The organism is Mucilaginibacter pedocola (assembly GCF_002013915.1).
GTDB lineage: Bacteria > Bacteroidota > Bacteroidia > Sphingobacteriales > Sphingobacteriaceae > Mucilaginibacter > Mucilaginibacter pedocola.
In genome coordinates, this window is record NZ_MBTF01000034.1 from 256,872 (window position 1) to 276,990 (window position 20,119).

Sequence of the window (20,119 nt, forward strand, 5' to 3'; positions counted from 1 at the left end):
TTTAAAATCATTATATGGCAGACGTTTCCATATCCGCAATTTCATCGGTCAAGAAAAAAGGAATAAACCCTATCATCATCATCGGCTCCCTGTTCTTCATCCTCGGATTTGTAGCATGGCTCAATTCGGTATTGATACCTTACTTGAAGATCGCCTGCCAGTTAACCAACCTCGAATCGTACCTGGTAGCCAGTTCGTTCTACATTGCCTGTTTGGTTATGGCCAAACCATCCGCATGGTTGCTGAAATTATTGGGCTTTAAAAACGGCATGGTTGCCGGGTTGGTATTAATGGGCCTTGGCGCACTCATATTCATCCCTGCAGCGCTTACCCGCACCTACGCCATATTCTTATTAGGCTTATTTGTGCAAGGTAGTGGTTCTGCAGTTTTACAGTCGGCATCAAACCCTTACATCACCATTGTTGGCCCCGCCGAAAGCGCCGCCAAACGCATCAGCATTATGGGTATCTGCAATAAATTTGCCGGCGTGTTGGCTCCTTTAGCGTTAGGCGCAGTTATTCTAAGCAATCTTGATGGTTTTGACGCTAAGCTTGCCCTCATGAGCCCAACAGATAAGGACCTTGCCCTTAACGAACTTGCCTCGCGCGTAATTGTGCCATACATTTTAATTGTAGTTGTATTAGTTATCCTGTCGGTACTTATTTACTTCTCGGGACTGCCCGAAATTGACACCGACCACGAGGACGAAACCGTAGCGGCTGCCAACTCGGGTAAAACCAGCATCACGCAATTCCCGCACCTGGTGCTGGGTGTAATTGCTTTATTCTTTTACGTGGGTGTAGAAGTTATAGCCGGCGATACTATTATAAGCTATGGCGCATCGCACCAAATCCCGCTGGCAACTGCCAAATACTTTGCGTCAGGCACGCTAAGCTGCATGGTTATTGGTTATATAGCGGGTATTGCCTTTATCCCCAAATACATCAGCCAGCAAAAAGCATTGGTATTTTGCGCCATACTCGGCGTACTGTTAACCATCGGCGCGTTGGTTACACCAAAATACGCATCTATCACTTGCATTGCCTTGTTGGGTTTAGCCAACTCTTTGATGTGGCCCGCAATTTGGCCATTGGCATTATCTGGTTTGGGCAGGTTCACCAAAATAGCATCGTCGCTATTGGTAATGGGTATAGCCGGTGCCGCAGTATTCCCACCAATGTATGGTTTGCTGGTTGATAAAATATCCGCCCAAACAGCTTATGTAATTTTGATACCGTTATACCTTTTCATCCTTTACTACGCCACATTGGGGTATAAGGCAGGTAAGAAAGTAGCGGCCGTTTAAATACTTCTTCGATAGCTTTGACAACTTTTCAAAAAGTTGTCAAAGCTTATTTAGTTTTCCCTAAACCATTCCCTCCCCACCACCAACAAAATCAAACTCCTCAGTTGTGGTATAAACTAAATCAGAACGATACGAAGAAGGCATAAAAACTGTATCATTGCAATAGTAAACATAAGCTACTATGCCATCTCCACACGAAGCCGCCTGGGAAAATTTAGAGCAAACATTGAATGCGGGCCTAACGCTTAGGCAAGCCTGGGATCTGGTTATCGATTTCCATTCCGGCACAAGCCCTGCCGATTATTGGGACAAGGTAAGAGCATTGAATGTAGATGCCGACCAGCCCGCACTGGCTTCATGGATGGCGCAAATAATATCCGATTCGCCCTTGCCGGAAAACATCATAGCGATTTGGTTAGGCATTACCAAATTCTGGGACGAGGAGGAAGAAAAGGAGTATTACGCTGTTTACCTCGCCGGAGCAGATAGCTACGATGCGGATGATGCCGAATGGGCTTGCGACGCGGCATACCGGCCAGCAAATAAATACATCATACCCGATATACCGAACGATGTGGACGAGCTGATCAAAACAGACGAAGAAAACTACTCTTTTCTTGACTGGATCTTACCACTTGCCTACACGGCACTTGCTTTTAACGATATCATAAAAACCCGGTTGGATAAATCAGGCTTTTTGAAAAATCAAACATCTTTACCGGTAACCGTTGGCTTCGATGATGGCGATTTTATAAGCATCCAACCCTTAAGTAAATGAATTTATAGCTTTGACAACTTTTAAAAAGTTGTCAAAGCTTATGCGGTTTTCCTAAACCACTTCTTCCCTACCACCAACAAACCAAATTCTTCCGAAGGGTTCTTCTCAGTCGACTTATGGTGAATTTTATGCGCCCTGCGGATAGCGTTTAAATAACGATTGTTGCTTTTGAATGCTTTGAAACGGTTATGGATGAACCAATCGTGAAAGATGAAGTAGATAGTGCCGTACGTGCTGATGCCGGTGCCTATCCAAAAGCGATAGTCTAAAGTGATATGCCCTAACCACATTAGCCACAAAGCGAAAGCGGCAAAGCCGATGCTGAACAGGTCGTTTAGCTCGAACCAGCCGTGGCGTTGCTGATGATGAGTTTTATGGATGAACCAGAGCGGTCCGTGGAAGAGGTATTTATGCATTGCCCACGATAGCGCTTCCATCAGCGCTATCGTGAATAATACAATGGATACGTTTAATAAAAAAATCATCAACACACCCCTAACCCCTCTCAAGAGGGGAACTATTAGTCCTTATATCCGAAATCGAAGATTCGAATTCCGAAATTCTTAAATATGTATAGCGCGATTCTCCGTTGCTGCCAAACAAGCCTCCCTCATTGCTTCGGTGTAGGTTGGGTGGGCGTGGCTGGCGCGTGTTACGTCCTCTGCGCTGGCACGGAACTCCATGGCTATTACGGCTTCTGCTATCATATCGGCAGCACGCGGGCCTATCATATGTACCCCTAAAATTTCGTCGGTAGTTTTATCGGCCAATACTTTTACAAAGCCGTCAACATCGTCGCTGGCGCGGGCACGGCCGCTTGCCTTGAACGGGAACGAACCTACTTTATAGGCAGTGCCTTTTTCTTTCAGTTGTTCTTCGGTATAACCTACAGCAGCAACCTCAGGCCAGGTGTACACAACACCCGGTATCAGGTTGTAGTTGATGTGCGGTTTCTGGCCGGCTATAAGTTCGGCAACAAAAGTACCTTCGTCTTCGGCTTTGTGGGCCAGCATAGCGCCTTTTATTACGTCGCCAATGGCGTATACGCCTTTCACGCTGGTTTCCAGGTGCTCGTCAACGGTAATTTTACGGCCACGCTCTTCTACCGTGATACCAATTTTATCTAAACCCAAACCATCGGTATAAGCTACACGGCCAACGGCTACCATGCAGTAGTCGCCTTTTAGTTCCATTTTTTCGCCTTTTGGGGTATCGGCAGTAACGGTTACTTCTTTACCTTTTACGGTAGCACCGGTTACTTTGTGGCCCAGGTAAAAGTCCATACCCAGTTTCTTCAGTACCTTTTGCAATTCGCGGCCTAAGCCTTTATCCATAGTAGGGATAATGCCGTCCATAAATTCAACAACCGATACCTTGGCACCCAAACGGGCGTATACCGAACCCAGCTCCAAACCAATAACACCGCCACCGATCAGTATCAGGTGTTTTGGCACTTCGGTAAGGGTTAAAGCTTCGGTAGAAGTAATGATGCGTTTTTTATCGATCTTCAGGAAAGGCAGGCTCGATGGTTTAGAGCCGGTAGCAATGATCACTTTAGCAGTGGTCAGCTCGGTTGCGGTACCATCGGCTTTGGTTACAATGATGGTGTTTTTATCTTTAAAAGAACCAACGCCCTGGTGAACGTCGATCTTGTTCTTCTTCATTAAATAAGTAATGCCGCTGGTGTTGGCATCCACTACTTCCTGCTTGCGTTTTATCATCTGGCCAAAATCGATACCCAGGTTATCCAGCTTTATACCGTGCGTGGTAAAAGTGTGGGCAGCATTGTGGTAATGTTCGCTCGAATCGAGCAATGCTTTCGAGGGGATACAGCCCACATTAAGGCAGGTACCGCCAAGGGTATTATATTTTTCGATAATGGCGGTTTTCATGCCCAACTGTGCGCAGCGGATAGCAGCAACGTACCCACCCGGGCCCGAACCTATTACGATAACATCATATTGCATAGTAGTTGTCTATTTTATTGAGCGCCAAAGTTAAGGATTATTAAAACCCCGTTAAACAGCTTTTTTAATTAAAGTATGGTTTCAACATCACATTTTAAACGGCAAAATAATCCGCCGCAAAGCGCATTTGTAATTAACCTTTATTTGTTATCAGCCCCCCCCCAGGCAAAACCTGTTGTAAAAATTTAAAAAGTTATTCGTTAGGTTAGCAGTCCCCCCGCTCATGTCCCTTGGGTTATCATAAGAACTAACATATTTGCGGTTAGTGTTTAATACAATCAAGCCAAAACAGCCCGGTACATAAAACCGATAAAACGTGCGCACCATTTTTGAAATTGAAATATAACAATACGGTATATCCCAACGCTTAGCAATAGCGTCGGCCGGTTGCTGCCTGGCATCCACAAAAAAAACATCCACTTTGCGCTTTCCGCCCAATCGTTTCACAAATTGTTTCACCCAGGCCTCTCTGCACTTATCCTCGTTACAGTCGGTAACGCCACAGTAGCCTGATTCAAGAGCAGGGGCATTAATTATAAGTATCTGTTTACTTCCGTCGACGGGTTTATGCGCCGCTTCGCTTAAATAAGAAAGTATTTGTTGATACCTGAGCGAATCTAATGTAGTGGCAGTCATTGGTTCAAACCGCTGAACAGGTTTACTTTCGGTGGTATCTCCGCCTTTTTCGCCGGCTACCTGTGCCGAAACAGGGGGAGTAAAGGCAAGCAATAACAAAAAAGCAAGCAGGTAATAAATTGGTTTCATTAGCTAACAAGGTAATCATTATTTCTAATACCACGCTTTAACATGGTTCAAACAAAAAAAGCGGGAGCCGGCTTCATCAGCCGGCTCCCGCTTTTGCTATATATTGTGTTGCTTGCTTTAATTATTTGGCGAGGGCTTCTTTAATTTCGGCAGCGGCTTGCAGCATTGCAGCTTCGGTACCGGGTACGGTGGCCAATGGGTTTAGCAAGCCCCAATCGTGTATCATACCGTTGTAGCGTACCTGGGTTACTTTCACGCCGGCTTCGTCCAGTTTGCGGGCGTAGGCTTCGCCTTCATCGCGCAATATGTCGTTTTCAGCGGTTTGAACGAAAGCGGTTGGCAGGCCTTTCAATTGTTCTAAAGTAGCTTGCAGTGGCGATGCGTATATTTCTTTACGTTCGTTAGCATCGGTGGTATAATTATCCCAGAACCATTTCATCATGTTTTTGGTAAGGAAACGGCCGGTAGCAAATTGGTTGTATGATTCTGTTTCGAAATTAGCATCAGTAACAGGCCACAGCAATACTTGTAATTTCAATTCGGGGCCTTGTTTGTGTTTGGCCAATAGGGCAACTACAGCGGCCATATTACCACCAACGCTGTTGCCAACCACGGCTAAACGGCTTGCATCTACACCAAACTCTTCGCCATGGGCGGCTACATATTTAGTAGCAGCATAAGCCTGGTTAATAGCGGTTGGGTATTGTGCTTCGGGCGATGGGGTGTAGTTTACAAATATGGCGGCAGCACCCGAGTTAACTACTAAGTCGCGCACCAAACGCTGGTGAGTAGGGAAATCGCCCAGTACCCAGCCACCGCCATGGAAGAATATAAACACAGGCAGTGTGCCTTCGGCATTGGCTGGTTTTACAATGTGTAACAAGATATCGCCAACTTCGGTACCGATAGTTTTTTCGGCGATGGTGATATCCGAGTAATCAAACTTAACCGATTCTTGTGCGCCGGTTAGTACTGCACGGGCATCAACCGGCGAAAGTTGTTCAAGCGGTTTACCATCGCCCGAGTTAAGCACATTTAAAAATGCTTTTACATTGCTTTCGATGTGGCTGTCGGTAGCTGGGTCGATGGGTTGAACAGCAGTTGTATTGGTGATGGTAGTTGCAATTATGGCGGCTACTTGGTTGTTAGTGTTTGATAGAGTTTTCATGGTTTGTATATGTTTGATTTTTTGTTTTGATTAATTGAACAATACAAAGGTATGGCGCCAAATAACGTGCCTCAATGCACCATTGTAGACAGGTATAGCACAATTTTCCCCTGATGAGGTTTCTTTTGTGATTTAATAGCCGCGGAGTTGACTCACCCCGGGTTCGCTACCGCTGCCCGCCCCTCTCTTCCCGCGGAAAAGCGGGTGAATTGCATTGAGAAAGTATAATTTTCTTCACCCTCTTTGCGAAGCAGATAGGGTCGACGCCCGCGAATTGCGGGCCGTCGGGGTGAGTTAAATAGGGACGCGAGAAATAGCCAAAGCCTACCCTGCCATCCCCAACTGATATTGCTGCCTGAAATTAAGGGGCGAGAGTTCGGCCTGGTTGGTGAATAGCCGTACGAAGTAATTAGGATCATCGTAGCCGAGCTTGTAGCCTATCTCTTTTACCGATAGGGCAGTATGCACCAGCAGGCGTTTAGCTTCCAGCATAATGCGGTTCTTGATGATGTCGTTGGGCGTGGCATCGCTATAGCGGGTGATGCGTTTATTGAGCGCCTTGGGGCTGATGTTGAGTATGCCGGCATAATCGGCAACGGTGTGGTATTGGTTGTAATGCTTGTCGACCAGTTTGCTAAAGCTACGCAAAAACTCCACATCGCTGTGTGCATCTTCGCCAGCCACGTGGTGCACTTGTTTCCAAATGCGGGTGGCTTTAATAATAATGCGTTTAAGCAGCAGGCGCAGCATTTCTTCTACGCTGCTGTCGTTAAGTTCCAGTTCGGCCTTTATCTCCGTAAAAATGCTTTCCAGCGCAGGGGCGCGTTCTGGCTCTATAAATACCACAGGCACTTCATACACATTGCGGAACAGGATACCATCGCAGGCAACTTCATGGTCGTGCATTTCAACGCAATAAAAATCGCGGTTGTAGTACAGCATGGTACCGCTGCAGTTATCATTAACCTTGAGTACCTGCGCCTCGTGCACAAAAAACAAGGCATCCTGCCCGAGGTCGTATTCTTTAAAGTCAACGATCACACGCCCGCCTGCCTTTATGTAGAGTACCTTAATATATTGCTCGTATTCCGCAGCAGCAGTAGGCGCAGGCGTACCGGCAACAATATCAATGTATCCGAATTTTTTAAAGGAGAATTGTTTGAATGCGGGCATTTTTCAATATGGGTGATGTGGGAGCAAAAATAGGGAATTTCCAAGGGCGTTTTTTATCTTTCGGTTATTCCGTCCTGAACACCTTTTATACAAAATGAAAGCGTCCGCTCGCTCATTCGCCGCGAGGGGCTGTTACTTTTTCTTGATAAAAAGTAACCAAAAATCAAGGCAGCAAGGAGGCTTCTTTGCCGCACACGCCTTTGCCCTGCAAACCGGCCAGAACCACGGGCTGGGAAAATTTGCCCCTTGCTTCGCCGCGCCGATTCCCCCCCGCTTCAGCAAACATTCCCTATGCCCTCGCAGCCGCACCGTCCACAACGTTCTGCCCGCTTTCGCCCGAAGCTTCCCTGCTGCCATTAGCCAACAGTAGCAAATGCTATGCATTTGCCGATCCCGTCCTTGTATTAGTCGGCGATCGCTGTGCGATCGCCACTGTTTAAAAGCGCGAGCTGAGTGTCAGAGCGGGCGGGCCAAGCGGTGGCGGGAATGCCGGTTTAGCTTTTTTCCGACCGGTACGACGCGCAGCGAGATACCAAGGAAAAAGCGTTAAGAACCGGCAGGGAGCGGGGGAAGCATTCGCTCTGACTTGATTTTTTTGTTACTTTTTGTATCAAGACAAAACGGCGCAGCCCTCTTGAGCACCAAAAGAAATAAACAAACCGCGAAAAAAGTAATAGCCCAGCGGCAATGAGCGGCGGATGCTTTCAATTAACAACGAAAGCTTTTCAAAGACTGATAACTTACAAATCCTACCCCTAATCCCCCATTTCTTACCCCCTTTTGTAACACTCCCGCAACAGTTGGTAAATTATTGATTTACTTGCTAAATTAGCCTCAGCTAATACTGATCTTTATGAAAAAACTCTTCGCCGCTTTAGTACTATTTACTACGGCATGCAGCGCAACTTTTGCGCAAACCTATGATGTAAAGGAACATTACACCAAAAAGGATGTATACATTACCATGCGCGATGGCGTGAAACTCTTCACCTCCATCTACATCCCTAAGGATGCTTCCAAACAAAACAAGTACCCCATGATGATGCAGCGCACCTGCTACAGCGTTGCCCCTTATGGCGAAACGAAATACCCCGGCCAGCTTGGCCCATCAAAATACATGATGCAGGAGGGTTACATTTTTGTGTACCAGGATGTGCGCGGCCGCTGGAAAAGCGAAGGCACCTGGACCAACATGACCCCGGTTATCGACAATAAAAAAACTAAAAAGGATGTAGACGAAGGCTCGGATACGTACGACACTATCGACTGGCTCATCAAAAACATAGAAGGCAACAACGGCCGCGTAGGCCAGTGGGGTATCAGCTACCCGGGCTTTTACACGGCCGCGGGTATCTTATCAAACCACCCTGCGCTAAAGGCATCATCACCGCAGGCACCTATCTCCGATTTCTTTTTTGATGATTTCCATCATAACGGTGCTTTCCTGGAGAGTTACTTCTTTACCTTCCCTGTTTTCGGTGTGCAGAAAACCGATACCACTACTAAAGCATGGTACAACAATACCATGATAAACACCGGTACACGCGATGGTTTCCAGTTTTTGCTGGATATGGGCCCGCTTAAAAACGCCGACAAATATTACCAAGACAACTTTTACTGGCAGGAAACCATAAACCACCCCAGCTATGATGAGTTTTGGCAAAAACGTGGCCTGCCTAAGCACTACGGCAAAACTAAAACCGCGGTAATGACCGTTGGCGGTTGGTTTGATGCGGAAGACCTGGCCGGCCCGCTTACTATTTATAAAACTATCGAGAAAAAAGACCCTAATGCTTACAACACCATCGTGATGACACCTTTCGGCCACGGCCGCTGGTCGCGCGAGACGGGGCACACCATGCACAGCAACATTTACTTTGGCGATAGCATTGCTACCTTCTACCAAAAAAATATAGAGCAAAAGTTCTTCAACCACTTCCTGAAAGGCGATGGCAGCAAACAAAGCGGCCTGCCCGAAGCATACATGTTCAACACCGGCAAAAACGAGTGGAAAACCTTCAACAAATGGCCTTCGCCAGCTGCCGAGCACGTTAAATATTATTTAGGTGCCGATGGTAAGTTGCCAACCACACAACCTGCGGATGGCTCTACCAGCTACGTGAGTGACCCGCTGAAACCGGTACCTTACACCGAAGATCTGCCTACCACCATGGGCTTCACCCCGCATAACTACATGAGCGAGGATCAGCGCTTTGCCGGCCGCCGTACCGATGTGGTAGTTTTTGAGACGGATGTATTAACGGATGATGTTACCCTCGGCGGCGAAATTATGGCGCACCTTAAAGTAGCCAGCACCGGTACCGATGCGGATTTCTTTGTAAAGCTAATAGACGTTTACCCGGCCGACGAGCCCAACAACCCATACATGCCCAACAAAAGCATCACGCTAAACAATTACCAGCAAATGGTGCGTAGCGAGGTGATGCCGGCTCGTTTCCGCAACAGTTTTGAGAAACCGGAGGCTTTGGTGGCCAACCAGAAAACCGATGTAACTTTCCGCCTGCAGGATGTGCTGCACACCTTTAAAAAAGGGCACCGCATAATGGTGCAGGTACAAAGCACCGCTTTCCCGCTGTTTGCCCGCAACCCGCAAAAATTCGTGGAGAACCCGTACAAGGCAGAAGCAAGCGATTACGTCAAAGCAACTGAGACTATTTTTAGCGATAGTTATTTGGATGTTGAGGTGTTGAAGTAGTGATTGGAGAATGGTGAGTAGAGAGTTGTGTGTGGTTTTTATAGTCGTAAATAACTCACAACTTTCTACCTATTAATCCCCTGCTCACCACCATGTCATTGCGAGGAGCGGCTGGGGAGTGAGCATCGGGAGCGACGTGGCAAACTCGTCGTTAAGTATTACAGCAATACTTAACCACTAATTTACAGCGCCTTGCAACGACGAAATCGAAATAGAATATTGAAAATTAAAATATAATGAAACTACGCCTGTTATTCCCCCTATTGTTATTAGGCAGCCTAAGCGCACACGCCCAATTAGGCACCCACAAAGAAACCTTTACCCGTGCCGATACGCTGCGTGGCTCCTTAACCACGTCGCTACGCACTTGTTACGATATCAATTACTATCACCTGGATGTGAAGTTTGATATCGATAAAAAATTCATCAGCGGTAACGTACTGTTCAAGTTTACGGCTGAATCGGATTTTACTAAACTGCAGTTCGACCTGTGGAATAACCTGAAGATAGAGAAGGTGGTTTACAAAGGGCAGGAACTGAGTTATACCCGCGAGTTTAACGCGGTGTTCCTCAGCTTCCCCAAAACCATCAGCAAGGGCAGTAAAGAAGAGTTCAGGGTTTATTATAGCGGCAACCCTACCATTGCCAAACGCGCTCCTTGGGATGGCGGCGTGCAATACGCTACCGACTCGTTGGGTAAACCCTTCGTAGCTACCGCTTGCCAGGGCATGGGCGCAAGCGTTTGGTGGCCAACCAAAGATGTGCAGGACGACGAGGTGGATAGCGCCATGGTAAGCATCAGCGTGCCAAACGGATTGAAAGATGTATCTAACGGCCGCCTGCGCAAGGTTACCAAGCTGAAGGATGGTTACACCCGGTTCGATTGGTTTGTTTCGCAACCTATAAACAACTACAATCTTGAAGCTAATATTGGCGATTATGCGCATTATACCGGCACTTACCAGGGCGAAAAAGGTAAGCTCGACCTTGATTTTTGGCCGTTGAGCTACAATGTAGAAAAAGCCAAGAAACAATGGGGGCTTGATGCGCCGCGCATGCTGAAGTCCTTCGAAAGCTGGTTTGGACCCTACCCTTTTTACGAGGATGGCTACAAACTGGTTGAAACCCCGCACCTGGGTATGGAACACCAAAGTGGTACAGCGTACGGTAACCACTACCGCAACGGCTATCTGGGCCGGGACTTATCGGGCACCGGCTGGGGCATGAAATGGGATTTTATTGTGGTACACGAGAGCGGGCACGAGTGGTTTGGCAACAACATTACCAGCAAGGATTTGGCCGATATGTGGATACACGAAAGCTTTACCAACTACAGCGAATCCCTTTTCATCGAAACTTTCTACGGTAAGCAAGCCGGGCAGGAGTACGTGCACGGCACCCGCATGGCCATCCAGAACGATGGGCCTATAGTTGGCGCGTATGGCGTTAACAAAGAGGGTAGCGGCGATATGTATTACAAAGGTGGCAATATGCTTAACATGATACGCACCATTATTAATGATGATGATAAATGGCGCAACATACTGCGCGGGTTAAACAAAACCTTTTACCATAAAACCGTAACGTACGATGATGTGGTGGGCTATATCAACACCCAAAGCGGAATAGATCTGTCGCTTGTTTTCGAGCAATACCTGAAACACGCTAAACTGCCCGTGCTGGAGTTTAACACCATACAAGGTAAGCTAATGGCCCGCTGGGTTGCTGAAACACCCGGCTTTAATATGCCGGTGAAAGTGAGGGTTAAGGGCGGCGAGAATGTGTTCATTAAACCAAACACGCATTTTGCCCCGGTAGCTATTAATGGCGCTACTAAAGACAATATTGAGGTAGACACCTTTAACTATTACATAGGCGTATTGGTAAATTAAAAAATGCAACAATATTTTAGCTTATGTGCAACGTATTGGCAGGTGATAGCATCTAATAGTTGAACATAAACTAAAACCCCAATATGAAATCACTAAAGAAACTAATACTGGCAGCCGTGTTGGTAGCCGTAAACGTTGTTGCATTCGCTAAAAACGTAACCGAAGACCGTCACCTTACAGGCTTCAGCGCTGTAAATGTTGCAGGCTCTTTCGATGTATATATCACCCAGGGCTCGTCGGAGTCGGTAAAAGTTGATGCGCCATCGGATATCATAGGCCGTATTGTTACAGAAGTTGAAGGAGGTACGCTGAAAATTTACACCAAGCGCGACGAGGACAACAACTGGAGCTGGCACGATAAAAAAGTGGTTATTTACGTAGCCCTTAAAGATGTGAACAATATCACGCTCAGAGGCAGTGGCGACGTTTTCTTTAAAGAAGGTTTAAAAGCCAGCTCGCTACAATTGAAATTGGTTGGCAGCGGCGATATCACCGGCAAACTGAACGTAAAAAATTTAGATAGCAGCATACAAGGCTCAGGCGATATTACCATCAGCGGCAGTGCTGATACTTCGTTAGTTAGCGTAGCCGGCAGCGGCGATTTCACCGGCCAGGGCTTAACTACAGGCACCACCCAAGTTATGGTACGCGGCAGCGGCGATGCAAGGGTAAACGCATCAGAAAAAATTGATGCATCAGTAGTTGGCAGCGGCGATGTACATTACACTGGCTCGCCAAAAACCATCAACACCTCAAAAGCAGGTAGCGGCAGCGTAAGCCGGATGTAAGTAAAAAGTCGAAAGTCTTAAGTCTGAAGTTTTAAGAAACCAACTTCGGACTCAAGACTTTCGACTTAAGACTATAAAACAAGAAGGCCCCGCAAATTTGCGGGGCCTTCTTGTTTTATATGATAGCTTATGCTAATTGTTTATCTAATTTACCGGCCAATACCGATTTTGGAACTGCGCCGATCTGTTTGTCAACAATTTCGCCGTCTTTAAAGAAAAGTAGAGCAGGGATATTACGGATACCATATTTAACCGAAATACCGGGGTTGTTATCTACGTTTACTTTACCTACAACGGCCTGGCCATCGTATTCTTTAGCAATATCTTCTACTACCGGGCCAACCATTCTACAAGGGCCGCACCACTCTGCCCAAAAATCAACTAATACGGGTTTATCTGATTTAAGAACAAGTTCTTCGAAGTTTGCATCTGTTATTTCTAAAGCCATGATATTTTATATTTAAAATTTTTGTGTACAAATATATACTATTCAAATAGCTTGCCACAAGCGGGGGTATGACAATGTGACAATTATATTAACAATGTTGATAATATTGACAGATGTGCAATAATCGAATCACCTGCAGGTTACCTTCTGGCGCTCCGCAGTATCAATTAAAAAGTTAACGATGGAACTTGTGTTATTGTTTGCAGCGCCGGTTATTCAGCTCATACTCTCGGTATTAAAGTTATGTCGCAGTATCAGCATTCCGTTAGCGGCCATTTATATGGGGGCTGTATTTGCAGGAGCCATTTGTTCATTCATTGGCATGAAGATCATGTTAAGTCAAATGGCTGTAGCATCACACGGTCAAGGTTTTTGCGGCATGCCCGCACTTGGCTTTCTATTTGGCGGCGCGTTCATTACGCTAATTTCAACATCGCTTATAGCGGGTATATGCGCAATAATTGAAGTGAGAAATAAGAGGAGAAATACAAGGTATCAATTGAACAATTAGTTATGAAACTTCTGCTATCATTCATGGAACTTCTGATATTATTTACTGCACCCATTATTCAACTGGTTTTGTCGGTAAGGAGGTTATCCGGACGGACCCGACTTCCGCTTTGGAGCATTGTCATCATCACATATGCATCGGGGATTCTCTGCACATCCCTTGCCGGCTATATAATGTCGATAAGGCTATCGGCTTCCGGCTTCCGCTGCGGTGTACCGATGGTAGGTGGTATATTCTTTGGAGGATTTATAACCGTAGTAGTTACGCCGGTTATTGGTATTATTTTCTTTTTTATTAGCCAGTCGAAAAAGAAAAGGGCGGTAACTTTAAATTCTTAGATAGCCTTACAGCGCGTCATAAAAGTTCAGCGGGCCTACGAATCTAAAAACGCGACGGGTTACGGCTTGTATGAAAAACCGAGTTCACTCTAACTTCGTCACCCACGATTTCAAAAACAATTAAGAAGGGGAACACATCTACCTGCGCAAACCTAAATTGCTCAGAGAATTTTACAGCGTATAAAAGTGGATTTCTTTGAACGTTGTTTAGCTTATGTAATACTTGGCTTTTAAACCTTTTACCCAAGCCTTCCTTTTGTTCCTCGTACCATTTCGCCGACTCTTTTATATCTTCGGCAGCACTTTTCAAAACAACGAGGCGGTACATTAATCCTCTGTATACTTTAGAAAAATTTTCAATTCATCTAACGAGTAGGCTTCCATATTTCCGGAGTTATATGCCTGTTGCCTGCTTAAGACGATCTGCTTTTGCTCATCAGATAAGTACAGATCATCTTCGCCGTTTAAAACAGCTTTCAGTTGTTCTTTTTCAACTGGGTTTAAGGCTTGTACGGCCTCAATTAATTGCCCCATAGAAAGGTTTATCGATATCATGGCAAATAATTTTGATGTATTTCAAAGTTAAGGATAAAAATGCAACCAAGCCAACTGCGCCTCAACTTCGCCCTCCCCCCCTACTTTACCATTTTATCGCTACTTTTGCCTTTTACCCTCATCTGCCACACAAAATGCGGCGGATGGGGTTAAGCTATCTACATGAAAAACACCTACCCCGGCGATGATACCCGTATTGCAATAATTGGTTTGGGCTATGTCGGCCTGCCGCTTGCTATAGAATTTGCCAAGAAATATAATGTACTGGGTTTTGATATAGACACCCAACGCATCCTCGAACTCAGCCTCGGTACGGACCGTACCCAGGAGGCCAATATTGACGACCTTCAAAACGTACTAAAACACGCTACCGATTCGGGACTTAAATTTTCTGCCGATACCGAAGAACTACGCAACTGCAACACCTATATCGTAACAGTCCCTACGCCTATCGACCAATTCAAGGCGCCCGATCTTGGCCCTTTACTCAAAGCATCGCAAATGCTGGGCGAAGTACTAAAACCCGGCGACCTGGTGATATACGAGTCTACCGTGTACCCCGGCTGCACCGAGGAAGACTGTATACCTGTTTTGGAGAAGGCATCGGGACTGAAATTTAACGAAGATTTTTTTGCAGGCTACTCGCCAGAGCGCATTAACCCCGGCGATAAGGTTAACACCCTCGCCAAAATAAAAAAGGTAACCAGTGGCTCTACACCCGAAGTAGCCGATAAGGTTGATGCCCTATATGCTTCCATCATTGAAGCCGGCACGCACAAAGCCCCAAGCATCCGCGTAGCCGAAGCATCTAAAGCGATAGAGAATGCCCAGCGAGACGTGAACATCTCTTTTGTGAACGAACTTGCGCTGATATTCGACCGTATGGGTATCGATACCAACGATGTGCTCGAAGCCGCAGGCACCAAATGGAACTTTCTGAAATACAAACCCGGCCTGGTTGGCGGGCACTGCATAGGTGTAGACCCTTATTACCTTGCCCACAAGGCCGAAGCGCTGGGTTATCAGCCACAGGTCATTCTCTCGGGACGCAGGGTGAACGATGTTATGGGCGAATTTGTGGCAGGCAAAGTGATCAAGCTGCTCATTGCAAAAGGGAACGAGATCAATACCGCCAATGCGCTGGTGCTGGGCATCACCTTTAAAGAAAATTGCAGCGATGTGCGCAACAGCAAAGTAGCCGATATTTATACCGAGCTAAAGGCCTTTGGTGTAAACGTTGATGTGCATGATCCGCGTGCTGATGCCGAACGGGTAGAAAAAGAATACGGCATTACGCTTATTCCGTCGATAGATAAAAAGTACGATGCCATCATACTGGCGGTAGCGCACAGCGAATTTTTAACGCTCGACTATGCCGCTATTACCAATGGTGAAGCAAGCGTTATTTACGATACCAAATCGGTATTGCCGCGGGATATTGTGGATGCGAGGTTGTAGAAACCGCGTTGCCATCCGAGGGAAGCGAAGTGACGAGGAATCTTGCGCGGCGTAGCATTACCACTCAGCATGGTGGCATTGCATAGTGTCGAAGTTTTCTCTTCGCGCTTTCGCACCTCCCCCGCATGCTCATCGAAATGACAAAATTGCTTTGGGTACTCCACAGCCACATGTGTACAAACATCAATCTTCCATTTTTAGTAGTACCTTTGCAAACCAAAATACACCAAACGTTCCCTGCAGGGTCTCCTGAAAGGGGCCCTGCGGAAATAAATGAAAAGTATAGCCCAAAAGGTATTTGATATTGAGATAGAGTCGTTACAGCATGTGGCGGCCATGATAGACGAGCAGTTTTCTGACGCTGTTGCAGCCATACTGCAATCGAAAGGGAAACTGGTGGTTTGCGGCATGGGGAAATCGGGCCATATCGGCCGTAAAATATCGGCCACGCTTACCAGCACCGGTACCCAAAGCTTTTTTATGCACCCCGCCGAAGCCTTCCATGGTGACCTGGGTATGGTGAGCGAGCACGATATCCTGCTCATCCTCTCCTACTCGGGCGAAACCGAAGAGGTGCTAAAACTGATGCCCTTTTTAAAATGGCATAAAAACCTATCGATAGCTATTACCGGCAACCCAAACTCTACCCTCGCCAAAAATGCCACCTACCATCTAAACGTGGGTATCAAACAAGAGGCCTGCCCGTTGGAACTGGCGCCAACATCGTCTACCACGGCAACGCTGGTAATGGGCGACGCACTTGCTGTAGCTTTGATGACCGAACGGGGCTTTAGTCCCGATGATTTTGCACGTTTCCACCCCGGTGGCCGTTTAGGGCGTAAGCTTTTGGTAAGAGTAAAAGATCTGATGCGTACCGATGCCCTGCCTTTTTTGGATGCAGGCGCTACGTTTACCGAACTGATCATCCGCATGTCGGAAGGGAAACTGGGGATGGTATTGGTAGGCACAGCAGATAAGGTTTTTGGCGTGATAACCGATGGCGACCTGCGCCGTGGTTTGTTAAAGCATACAGATATAAACCAGTTGCCTGTATCGGAACTGATGAACCCCAACCCTATTATAGTGGACGAGGACGAATTAGTTTACGACGCCGAAGCTATCATGCTGGAGCGTAAAATAACTACCCTGTTGGTGAAGAACAGCAGTGACAAAATAGCAGGTGTTTATCAAATATTTAACCAGGCCTAAGGCGCTATGAAAACCATAATTGTTATACCCGCCCGCCTGAGATCGACCCGGTTGCCCGAAAAGGTATTGCTTGATCTTGGCGGCAAACCCGTTATACAATGCGTTTACGAGGCCTGCATAAAGGCAACCTTGCACCAGGAGGTTTGGATAGCTGCCGACAGCGAGGTTGTTTTTAACCTTTGCAAAACTTTTACGCCAAATGTATTAATGACCGCAGAAACACACCCCAGCGGTACCGACCGTATTGCCGAGGTAGCGGCCAAAATACCCTGCGACCTGGTGGTTAACGTACAGGGCGACGAGCCGTTTTTCGACGCGGGTATTATAGACAAATTGATCAGCGCCATGCGCGAAAGCGATGCGGCCATGGCCAGTGTTTGCGCACCAATAGCCACTTTGGACGAACTGCACAACCCCAACCTGGTTAAAGTGGTTACAGATGTAAATGATAATGCCATTTATTTTTCGCGTTTCCCGGTACCCTACTCGCGCGATGTGGTTTTAGAGAGTGCCGAAGGGTATAAAAAACACATGGGGGTATATGCCTACCGGGCAGATTTTTTAAGCAAATTCGTTCAACTACCAGTGTCGTTCCTGGAGCGGTCGGAGAAGCTGGAGCAGTTGCGCGCCATAGAGAATGGCTACAAAATAAAAATGATAGAGGTTGCAGGTTTCGAAAAAGGGATAGATACCCCGGAGGACCTGGAACATGCACGTAAAAAATTAGAAGACAATGGCACTGTATAAAGATATTACCGAGAAACCCTTTTTTATTGTTGGCCCCTGCGTAATGGAAAACCAGGAGTTGCTTTACACCGTGGCCGAAAAGGTTGCTGATATCAAAAGCAAATACCCCATTACGGTGGTATTCAAATCATCTTTCGATAAAGCCAACCGTACCAGTATACACGGCTACCGCGGCCCGGGCATTGAGAAAGGCATGGAGATGCTGAACAACGTAAAAGAGAAATTCGGGCTGGAGGTTACTACCGATATTCATGAGCCATTCCAGGCGGCTATTGCTGCCGAGGTGGTTGATATTTTGCAGATACCGGCCTTCCTGTGCCGCCAAACCGACCTGCTGGTAGCTGCCGCGCAAACCGGTAAAGTGGTAAATGTAAAGAAAGCTCAATTCCTATCGGGACAGGATATGTTCTATCCTGCGCAAAAAGTAAAAGAGGCCGGCAACGAGCAAATCATTTTAACAGAGCGCGGCAACTCGTTCGGCTATAATAATTTGGTGGTAGATTTCCGCAACATTGCCGATATGAAAGAATTTGGCTACCCCGTTTGTATGGATTGCACCCACTCGGTACAACGCCCGGGCGGTGCAGGCGGTAAAACCGGCGGCGACCGCAAATTTGTACCCAACATGGCCCGCGCGGCCCGCGCATTCGGAGCATCAGGCTATTTCATAGAAACCCACCCCGACCCGGACCATGCCCTTAGCGACGGCCCGAATATGCTTTATTTGAGTGATTTGGAGGAGTTGATCGTTTCGCTGGTAAACTAATACCTATCTATTCCGATAGGAACACCGGAATAGTAGATAATAATTCCTGAATAAATTACTTATTTGCTTGTAACAAACCGCCTTGCGCCTCCGTCAATAGGGTGTACTAAACATCACAACGGAAAACATGGGGCCAAGCAATAAATTATTAGGGATAGGCGGAATGGTAGGCGCACCGTTTTTGGCCATCGAGATGCTGGGCAGCAATGTTGCCGGACAACAGGTACCGCAGGTAACCACCGACTGGGCCGCTATTGCAGATGTAGTATACATGCTCGGCTGGATGTGCAGCATTTATGCCCTGCTACGCGCAGGTGCCGCCGGCGAACGTAAATGGGCGAACATTATTCTTAAAACTCAACTCATCCTCCTCGGCATAGCCAATATTTATAACCTGTGGGGCGCAACCGGTATAGGTACCGATTCTATCTACTTCCAAATTCTCGACCTCAGCTGGCCCATCAGCAACGCCTTCATGCTGGCAACAGGCATAGCAATTATTAAAGCCGATGTATTAAGGGGATGGCAAAAATATGCAGCATTGGTAGTTGGCTTTTGGCTTCCGGTGGGCATGCTTGTCATGATGCTATTCGGCCGGGTAAATGCTACTTTGTATTTTGGTGTTACTTATTCGATTTTAGCATGGGGTGCCCTTGCCATTGTAGCCTACAAGGCCCACGAACCAAAGGTGGTTTATAACAGGTTTGGTATACCGGAGATAGCTTAATTCCTGAACCTTGATTCGCTTGATTTTAGGATTCTCTGATGCTAAACCTTAATTTTTTCTCTTTGCGCCTTCGCGTCTTTGCGTGAGATAACTAAATGCAAACTAATCATACTGTTTACTGCGAACTGTAAACTGCCCACCGCAAACCGCCTAACCCGCCAGTCCGTCTAAATTGAAGCAATTACGGCAACGGGGTTCGTAACTTTCTTTTTCACCGAGGAGTATTTGGTTCTCGTTGGGTACCAGGCGGTACGAGTTGAGGGCCGGGCTACCGCATACTACGCAAACAGCATGCAATTTGGTTACGGCTTCGGCCATGGCCATTAGCTCGGGCATGCGGCCAAAGGGGCGGCCTTTAAAATCCATATCCAGGCCGGCTATAATTACCCTCACACCGGCATTGGCAAGTGTACTTACTACCTGCGGCAATTCGTCATCAAAAAACTGGGCTTCATCTATCCCCACCACCTGCGTATTACCCGCAACAAGGGGTAAAATAGATGCAGCTTTATCTACCGCTTTTGATGGGATGGAATTAAGGTTGTGCGATACCAGGGCGCTTTTATCGTAACGGGTATCGGCCACCGGGCTAAATATTTCCACGTTCAGTTTGGCAATGCGCGCGCGGTTCACCCGGCGGATAAGTTCCTCGGTCTTACCCGAAAACATTGATCCGCAGATCACTTCTATACTCCCACCAACCTCGTTATGCCTTCTGAAAACTTCCTCTGTGTACAAACCTCAAAACTTTTGTGAGGGGCTAATATCAGAATTTTATACTATTTTTGATTAGCAATTTCCTAACA

The 20,119-nt window shown here is 46.8% G+C and carries 21 protein-coding genes; 12 read left to right on the forward strand and 9 right to left on the reverse strand.

All coding sequences use genetic code 11. The annotated features are described in order from the left end of the window. Positions 1-14 precede the first annotated feature (14 nt). Together BC343_RS21575 and BC343_RS21580 are read left to right on the forward strand one after the other, a co-directional pair. Entirely contained in the window at positions 15-1,307 is a 1,293-nt protein-coding gene (locus tag BC343_RS21575) for a sugar MFS transporter (RefSeq protein WP_078349854.1), read from the forward strand. A 181-nt stretch (positions 1,308-1,488) separates the two neighbouring features. After that, positions 1,489-2,085, forward strand: coding sequence for a hypothetical protein (locus tag BC343_RS21580; protein ID WP_078349855.1), 597 nt, complete (start codon positions 1,489-1,491; stop codon positions 2,083-2,085). Positions 2,086-2,123: 38 nt separating this feature from the next. On the opposite strand, the gene BC343_RS21585 is transcribed toward BC343_RS21580, so the two are convergent. From BC343_RS21585 to BC343_RS21605, 5 genes are all read right to left on the reverse strand, one after another. Further along, positions 2,124-2,570 (reverse strand): sterol desaturase family protein, encoded by a 447-nt coding sequence (locus tag BC343_RS21585; protein WP_078349856.1) that lies wholly within the window; start codon positions 2,568-2,570, stop codon positions 2,124-2,126. A 78-nt stretch (positions 2,571-2,648) separates the two neighbouring features. Then, positions 2,649-4,052 (reverse strand): dihydrolipoyl dehydrogenase, encoded by a 1,404-nt coding sequence (lpdA, locus tag BC343_RS21590; RefSeq protein ID WP_078349857.1) that lies wholly within the window; start codon positions 4,050-4,052, stop codon positions 2,649-2,651. A 150-nt stretch (positions 4,053-4,202) separates the two neighbouring features. Further along, on the reverse strand, positions 4,203-4,817 hold the full coding sequence (locus tag BC343_RS21595) for a hypothetical protein (protein ID WP_078349858.1): 615 nt from the start codon (positions 4,815-4,817) through the stop codon (positions 4,203-4,205). Between the two features lie 121 nt (positions 4,818-4,938). Further along, positions 4,939-5,985 (reverse strand): alpha/beta hydrolase, encoded by a 1,047-nt coding sequence (locus BC343_RS21600; protein WP_078349859.1) that lies wholly within the window; start codon positions 5,983-5,985, stop codon positions 4,939-4,941. A gap of 324 nt (positions 5,986-6,309) precedes the next feature. Continuing rightward, positions 6,310-7,158: a helix-turn-helix domain-containing protein gene (locus tag BC343_RS21605; protein ID WP_078349860.1), complete on the reverse strand. Its 849-nt coding sequence runs from the start codon at positions 7,156-7,158 to the stop codon at positions 6,310-6,312. 853 nt (positions 7,159-8,011) lie between these two features. Here BC343_RS21605 and BC343_RS21615 point away from each other — a divergent pair. The 3 genes from BC343_RS21615 (at position 8,012) to BC343_RS21625 (ending at position 12,554) form a co-directional block, all read left to right on the forward strand. Then, positions 8,012-9,874, forward strand: coding sequence for a CocE/NonD family hydrolase (locus BC343_RS21615; protein WP_078349862.1), 1,863 nt, complete (start codon positions 8,012-8,014; stop codon positions 9,872-9,874). Positions 9,875-10,110: 236 nt separating this feature from the next. After that, positions 10,111-11,766 carry a M1 family metallopeptidase gene (locus tag BC343_RS21620; RefSeq protein WP_078349863.1) on the forward strand — a complete coding sequence of 552 codons (1,656 nt, stop codon included), beginning with the start codon at positions 10,111-10,113 and terminating at the stop codon, positions 11,764-11,766. Between the two features lie 83 nt (positions 11,767-11,849). Then, a complete protein-coding gene (locus BC343_RS21625) occupies positions 11,850-12,554 on the forward strand; it encodes a head GIN domain-containing protein (RefSeq protein ID WP_078349864.1) in 705 nt (234 codons plus the stop codon). A gap of 127 nt (positions 12,555-12,681) precedes the next feature. Here BC343_RS21625 and trxA read toward each other — a convergent pair whose 3' ends face one another. After that, positions 12,682-13,002, reverse strand: a complete 321-nt coding sequence (gene trxA / locus BC343_RS21630; protein ID WP_078349865.1) for a thioredoxin — start codon at positions 13,000-13,002, stop codon at positions 12,682-12,684. Between the two features lie 181 nt (positions 13,003-13,183). Here trxA and BC343_RS21635 point away from each other — a divergent pair, with 181 nt between their 5' ends. Together BC343_RS21635 and BC343_RS21640 are read left to right on the forward strand one after the other, a co-directional pair. Then, the gene (locus BC343_RS21635) at positions 13,184-13,513 is read left to right on the forward strand and encodes a hypothetical protein (protein ID WP_078349866.1); all 330 of its coding nucleotides are present in this window, start codon (positions 13,184-13,186) and stop codon (positions 13,511-13,513) included. Between the two features lie 2 nt (positions 13,514-13,515). Continuing rightward, complete coding sequence (locus tag BC343_RS21640; protein ID WP_078349867.1) at positions 13,516-13,851, forward strand: hypothetical protein; 336 nt, start codon at positions 13,516-13,518, stop codon at positions 13,849-13,851. 43 nt (positions 13,852-13,894) lie between these two features. On the opposite strand, the gene BC343_RS21645 is transcribed toward BC343_RS21640, so the two are convergent. Beyond that, a complete protein-coding gene (locus BC343_RS21645) occupies positions 13,895-14,179 on the reverse strand; it encodes a type II toxin-antitoxin system RelE/ParE family toxin (protein WP_078349868.1) in 285 nt (94 codons plus the stop codon). Then, a complete protein-coding gene (locus tag BC343_RS21650) occupies positions 14,179-14,406 on the reverse strand; it encodes a hypothetical protein (protein WP_143822302.1) in 228 nt (75 codons plus the stop codon). The genes BC343_RS21645 and BC343_RS21650 overlap by 1 nt, the downstream gene beginning before the upstream one ends. A gap of 162 nt (positions 14,407-14,568) precedes the next feature. Between BC343_RS21650 and BC343_RS21655 the strand changes: the two genes are divergently transcribed. The 5 genes from BC343_RS21655 to BC343_RS21675 all read left to right on the forward strand — a co-directional run bounded on the left by BC343_RS21655 (position 14,569) and on the right by BC343_RS21675 (position 19,313). After that, positions 14,569-15,864 (forward strand): nucleotide sugar dehydrogenase, encoded by a 1,296-nt coding sequence (locus tag BC343_RS21655; protein ID WP_078349870.1) that lies wholly within the window; start codon positions 14,569-14,571, stop codon positions 15,862-15,864. A gap of 273 nt (positions 15,865-16,137) precedes the next feature. Continuing rightward, positions 16,138-17,073, forward strand: coding sequence for a KpsF/GutQ family sugar-phosphate isomerase (locus BC343_RS21660; protein ID WP_078349871.1), 936 nt, complete (start codon positions 16,138-16,140; stop codon positions 17,071-17,073). 6 nt (positions 17,074-17,079) lie between these two features. Further along, a complete protein-coding gene (gene kdsB / locus BC343_RS21665; RefSeq protein WP_078349872.1) occupies positions 17,080-17,820 on the forward strand; it encodes a 3-deoxy-manno-octulosonate cytidylyltransferase in 741 nt (246 codons plus the stop codon). Continuing rightward, a complete protein-coding gene (gene kdsA, locus BC343_RS21670) occupies positions 17,807-18,586 on the forward strand; it encodes a 3-deoxy-8-phosphooctulonate synthase (protein ID WP_078349873.1) in 780 nt (259 codons plus the stop codon). Before kdsB ends, kdsA begins: the two co-directional genes overlap by 14 nt. Before the next feature lie 127 nt (positions 18,587-18,713). Next, positions 18,714-19,313: a hypothetical protein gene (locus BC343_RS21675; protein WP_143822303.1), complete on the forward strand. Its 600-nt coding sequence runs from the start codon at positions 18,714-18,716 to the stop codon at positions 19,311-19,313. A 150-nt stretch (positions 19,314-19,463) separates the two neighbouring features. Here BC343_RS21675 and BC343_RS21680 read toward each other — a convergent pair whose 3' ends face one another. After that, positions 19,464-20,051, reverse strand: coding sequence for a thymidine kinase (locus BC343_RS21680; protein WP_078349875.1), 588 nt, complete (start codon positions 20,049-20,051; stop codon positions 19,464-19,466). Positions 20,052-20,119 lie beyond the last annotated feature (68 nt).

What these genes read in the sequence shown, in the direction of transcription:
- BC343_RS21575 (WP_078349854.1), top strand. Translation starts at nt 15, where the DNA reads ATGGCAGACGTTTCCATATCCGCAATTTCATCGGTCAAGAAAAAAGGA.
- BC343_RS21580 (WP_078349855.1), top strand. Translation starts at nt 1,489, where the DNA reads ATGCCATCTCCACACGAAGCCGCCTGGGAAAATTTAGAGCAAACATTG.
- BC343_RS21585 (WP_078349856.1), bottom strand. Translation starts at nt 2,570, where the DNA reads ATGATTTTTTTATTAAACGTATCCATTGTATTATTCACGATAGCGCTG.
- lpdA (WP_078349857.1), bottom strand. Translation starts at nt 4,052, where the DNA reads ATGCAATATGATGTTATCGTAATAGGTTCGGGCCCGGGTGGGTACGTT.
- BC343_RS21595 (WP_078349858.1), bottom strand. Translation starts at nt 4,817, where the DNA reads ATGAAACCAATTTATTACCTGCTTGCTTTTTTGTTATTGCTTGCCTTT.
- BC343_RS21600 (WP_078349859.1), bottom strand. Translation starts at nt 5,985, where the DNA reads ATGAAAACTCTATCAAACACTAACAACCAAGTAGCCGCCATAATTGCA.
- BC343_RS21605 (WP_078349860.1), bottom strand. Translation starts at nt 7,158, where the DNA reads ATGCCCGCATTCAAACAATTCTCCTTTAAAAAATTCGGATACATTGAT.
- BC343_RS21615 (WP_078349862.1), top strand. Translation starts at nt 8,012, where the DNA reads ATGAAAAAACTCTTCGCCGCTTTAGTACTATTTACTACGGCATGCAGC.
- BC343_RS21620 (WP_078349863.1), top strand. Translation starts at nt 10,111, where the DNA reads ATGAAACTACGCCTGTTATTCCCCCTATTGTTATTAGGCAGCCTAAGC.
- BC343_RS21625 (WP_078349864.1), top strand. Translation starts at nt 11,850, where the DNA reads ATGAAATCACTAAAGAAACTAATACTGGCAGCCGTGTTGGTAGCCGTA.
- trxA (WP_078349865.1), bottom strand. Translation starts at nt 13,002, where the DNA reads ATGGCTTTAGAAATAACAGATGCAAACTTCGAAGAACTTGTTCTTAAA.
- BC343_RS21635 (WP_078349866.1), top strand. Translation starts at nt 13,184, where the DNA reads ATGGAACTTGTGTTATTGTTTGCAGCGCCGGTTATTCAGCTCATACTC.
- BC343_RS21640 (WP_078349867.1), top strand. Translation starts at nt 13,516, where the DNA reads ATGAAACTTCTGCTATCATTCATGGAACTTCTGATATTATTTACTGCA.
- BC343_RS21645 (WP_078349868.1), bottom strand. Translation starts at nt 14,179, where the DNA reads ATGTACCGCCTCGTTGTTTTGAAAAGTGCTGCCGAAGATATAAAAGAG.
- BC343_RS21650 (WP_143822302.1), bottom strand. Translation starts at nt 14,406, where the DNA reads ATGATATCGATAAACCTTTCTATGGGGCAATTAATTGAGGCCGTACAA.
- BC343_RS21655 (WP_078349870.1), top strand. Translation starts at nt 14,569, where the DNA reads ATGAAAAACACCTACCCCGGCGATGATACCCGTATTGCAATAATTGGT.
- BC343_RS21660 (WP_078349871.1), top strand. Translation starts at nt 16,138, where the DNA reads ATGAAAAGTATAGCCCAAAAGGTATTTGATATTGAGATAGAGTCGTTA.
- kdsB (WP_078349872.1), top strand. Translation starts at nt 17,080, where the DNA reads ATGAAAACCATAATTGTTATACCCGCCCGCCTGAGATCGACCCGGTTG.
- kdsA (WP_078349873.1), top strand. Translation starts at nt 17,807, where the DNA reads ATGGCACTGTATAAAGATATTACCGAGAAACCCTTTTTTATTGTTGGC.
- BC343_RS21675 (WP_143822303.1), top strand. Translation starts at nt 18,714, where the DNA reads ATGGGGCCAAGCAATAAATTATTAGGGATAGGCGGAATGGTAGGCGCA.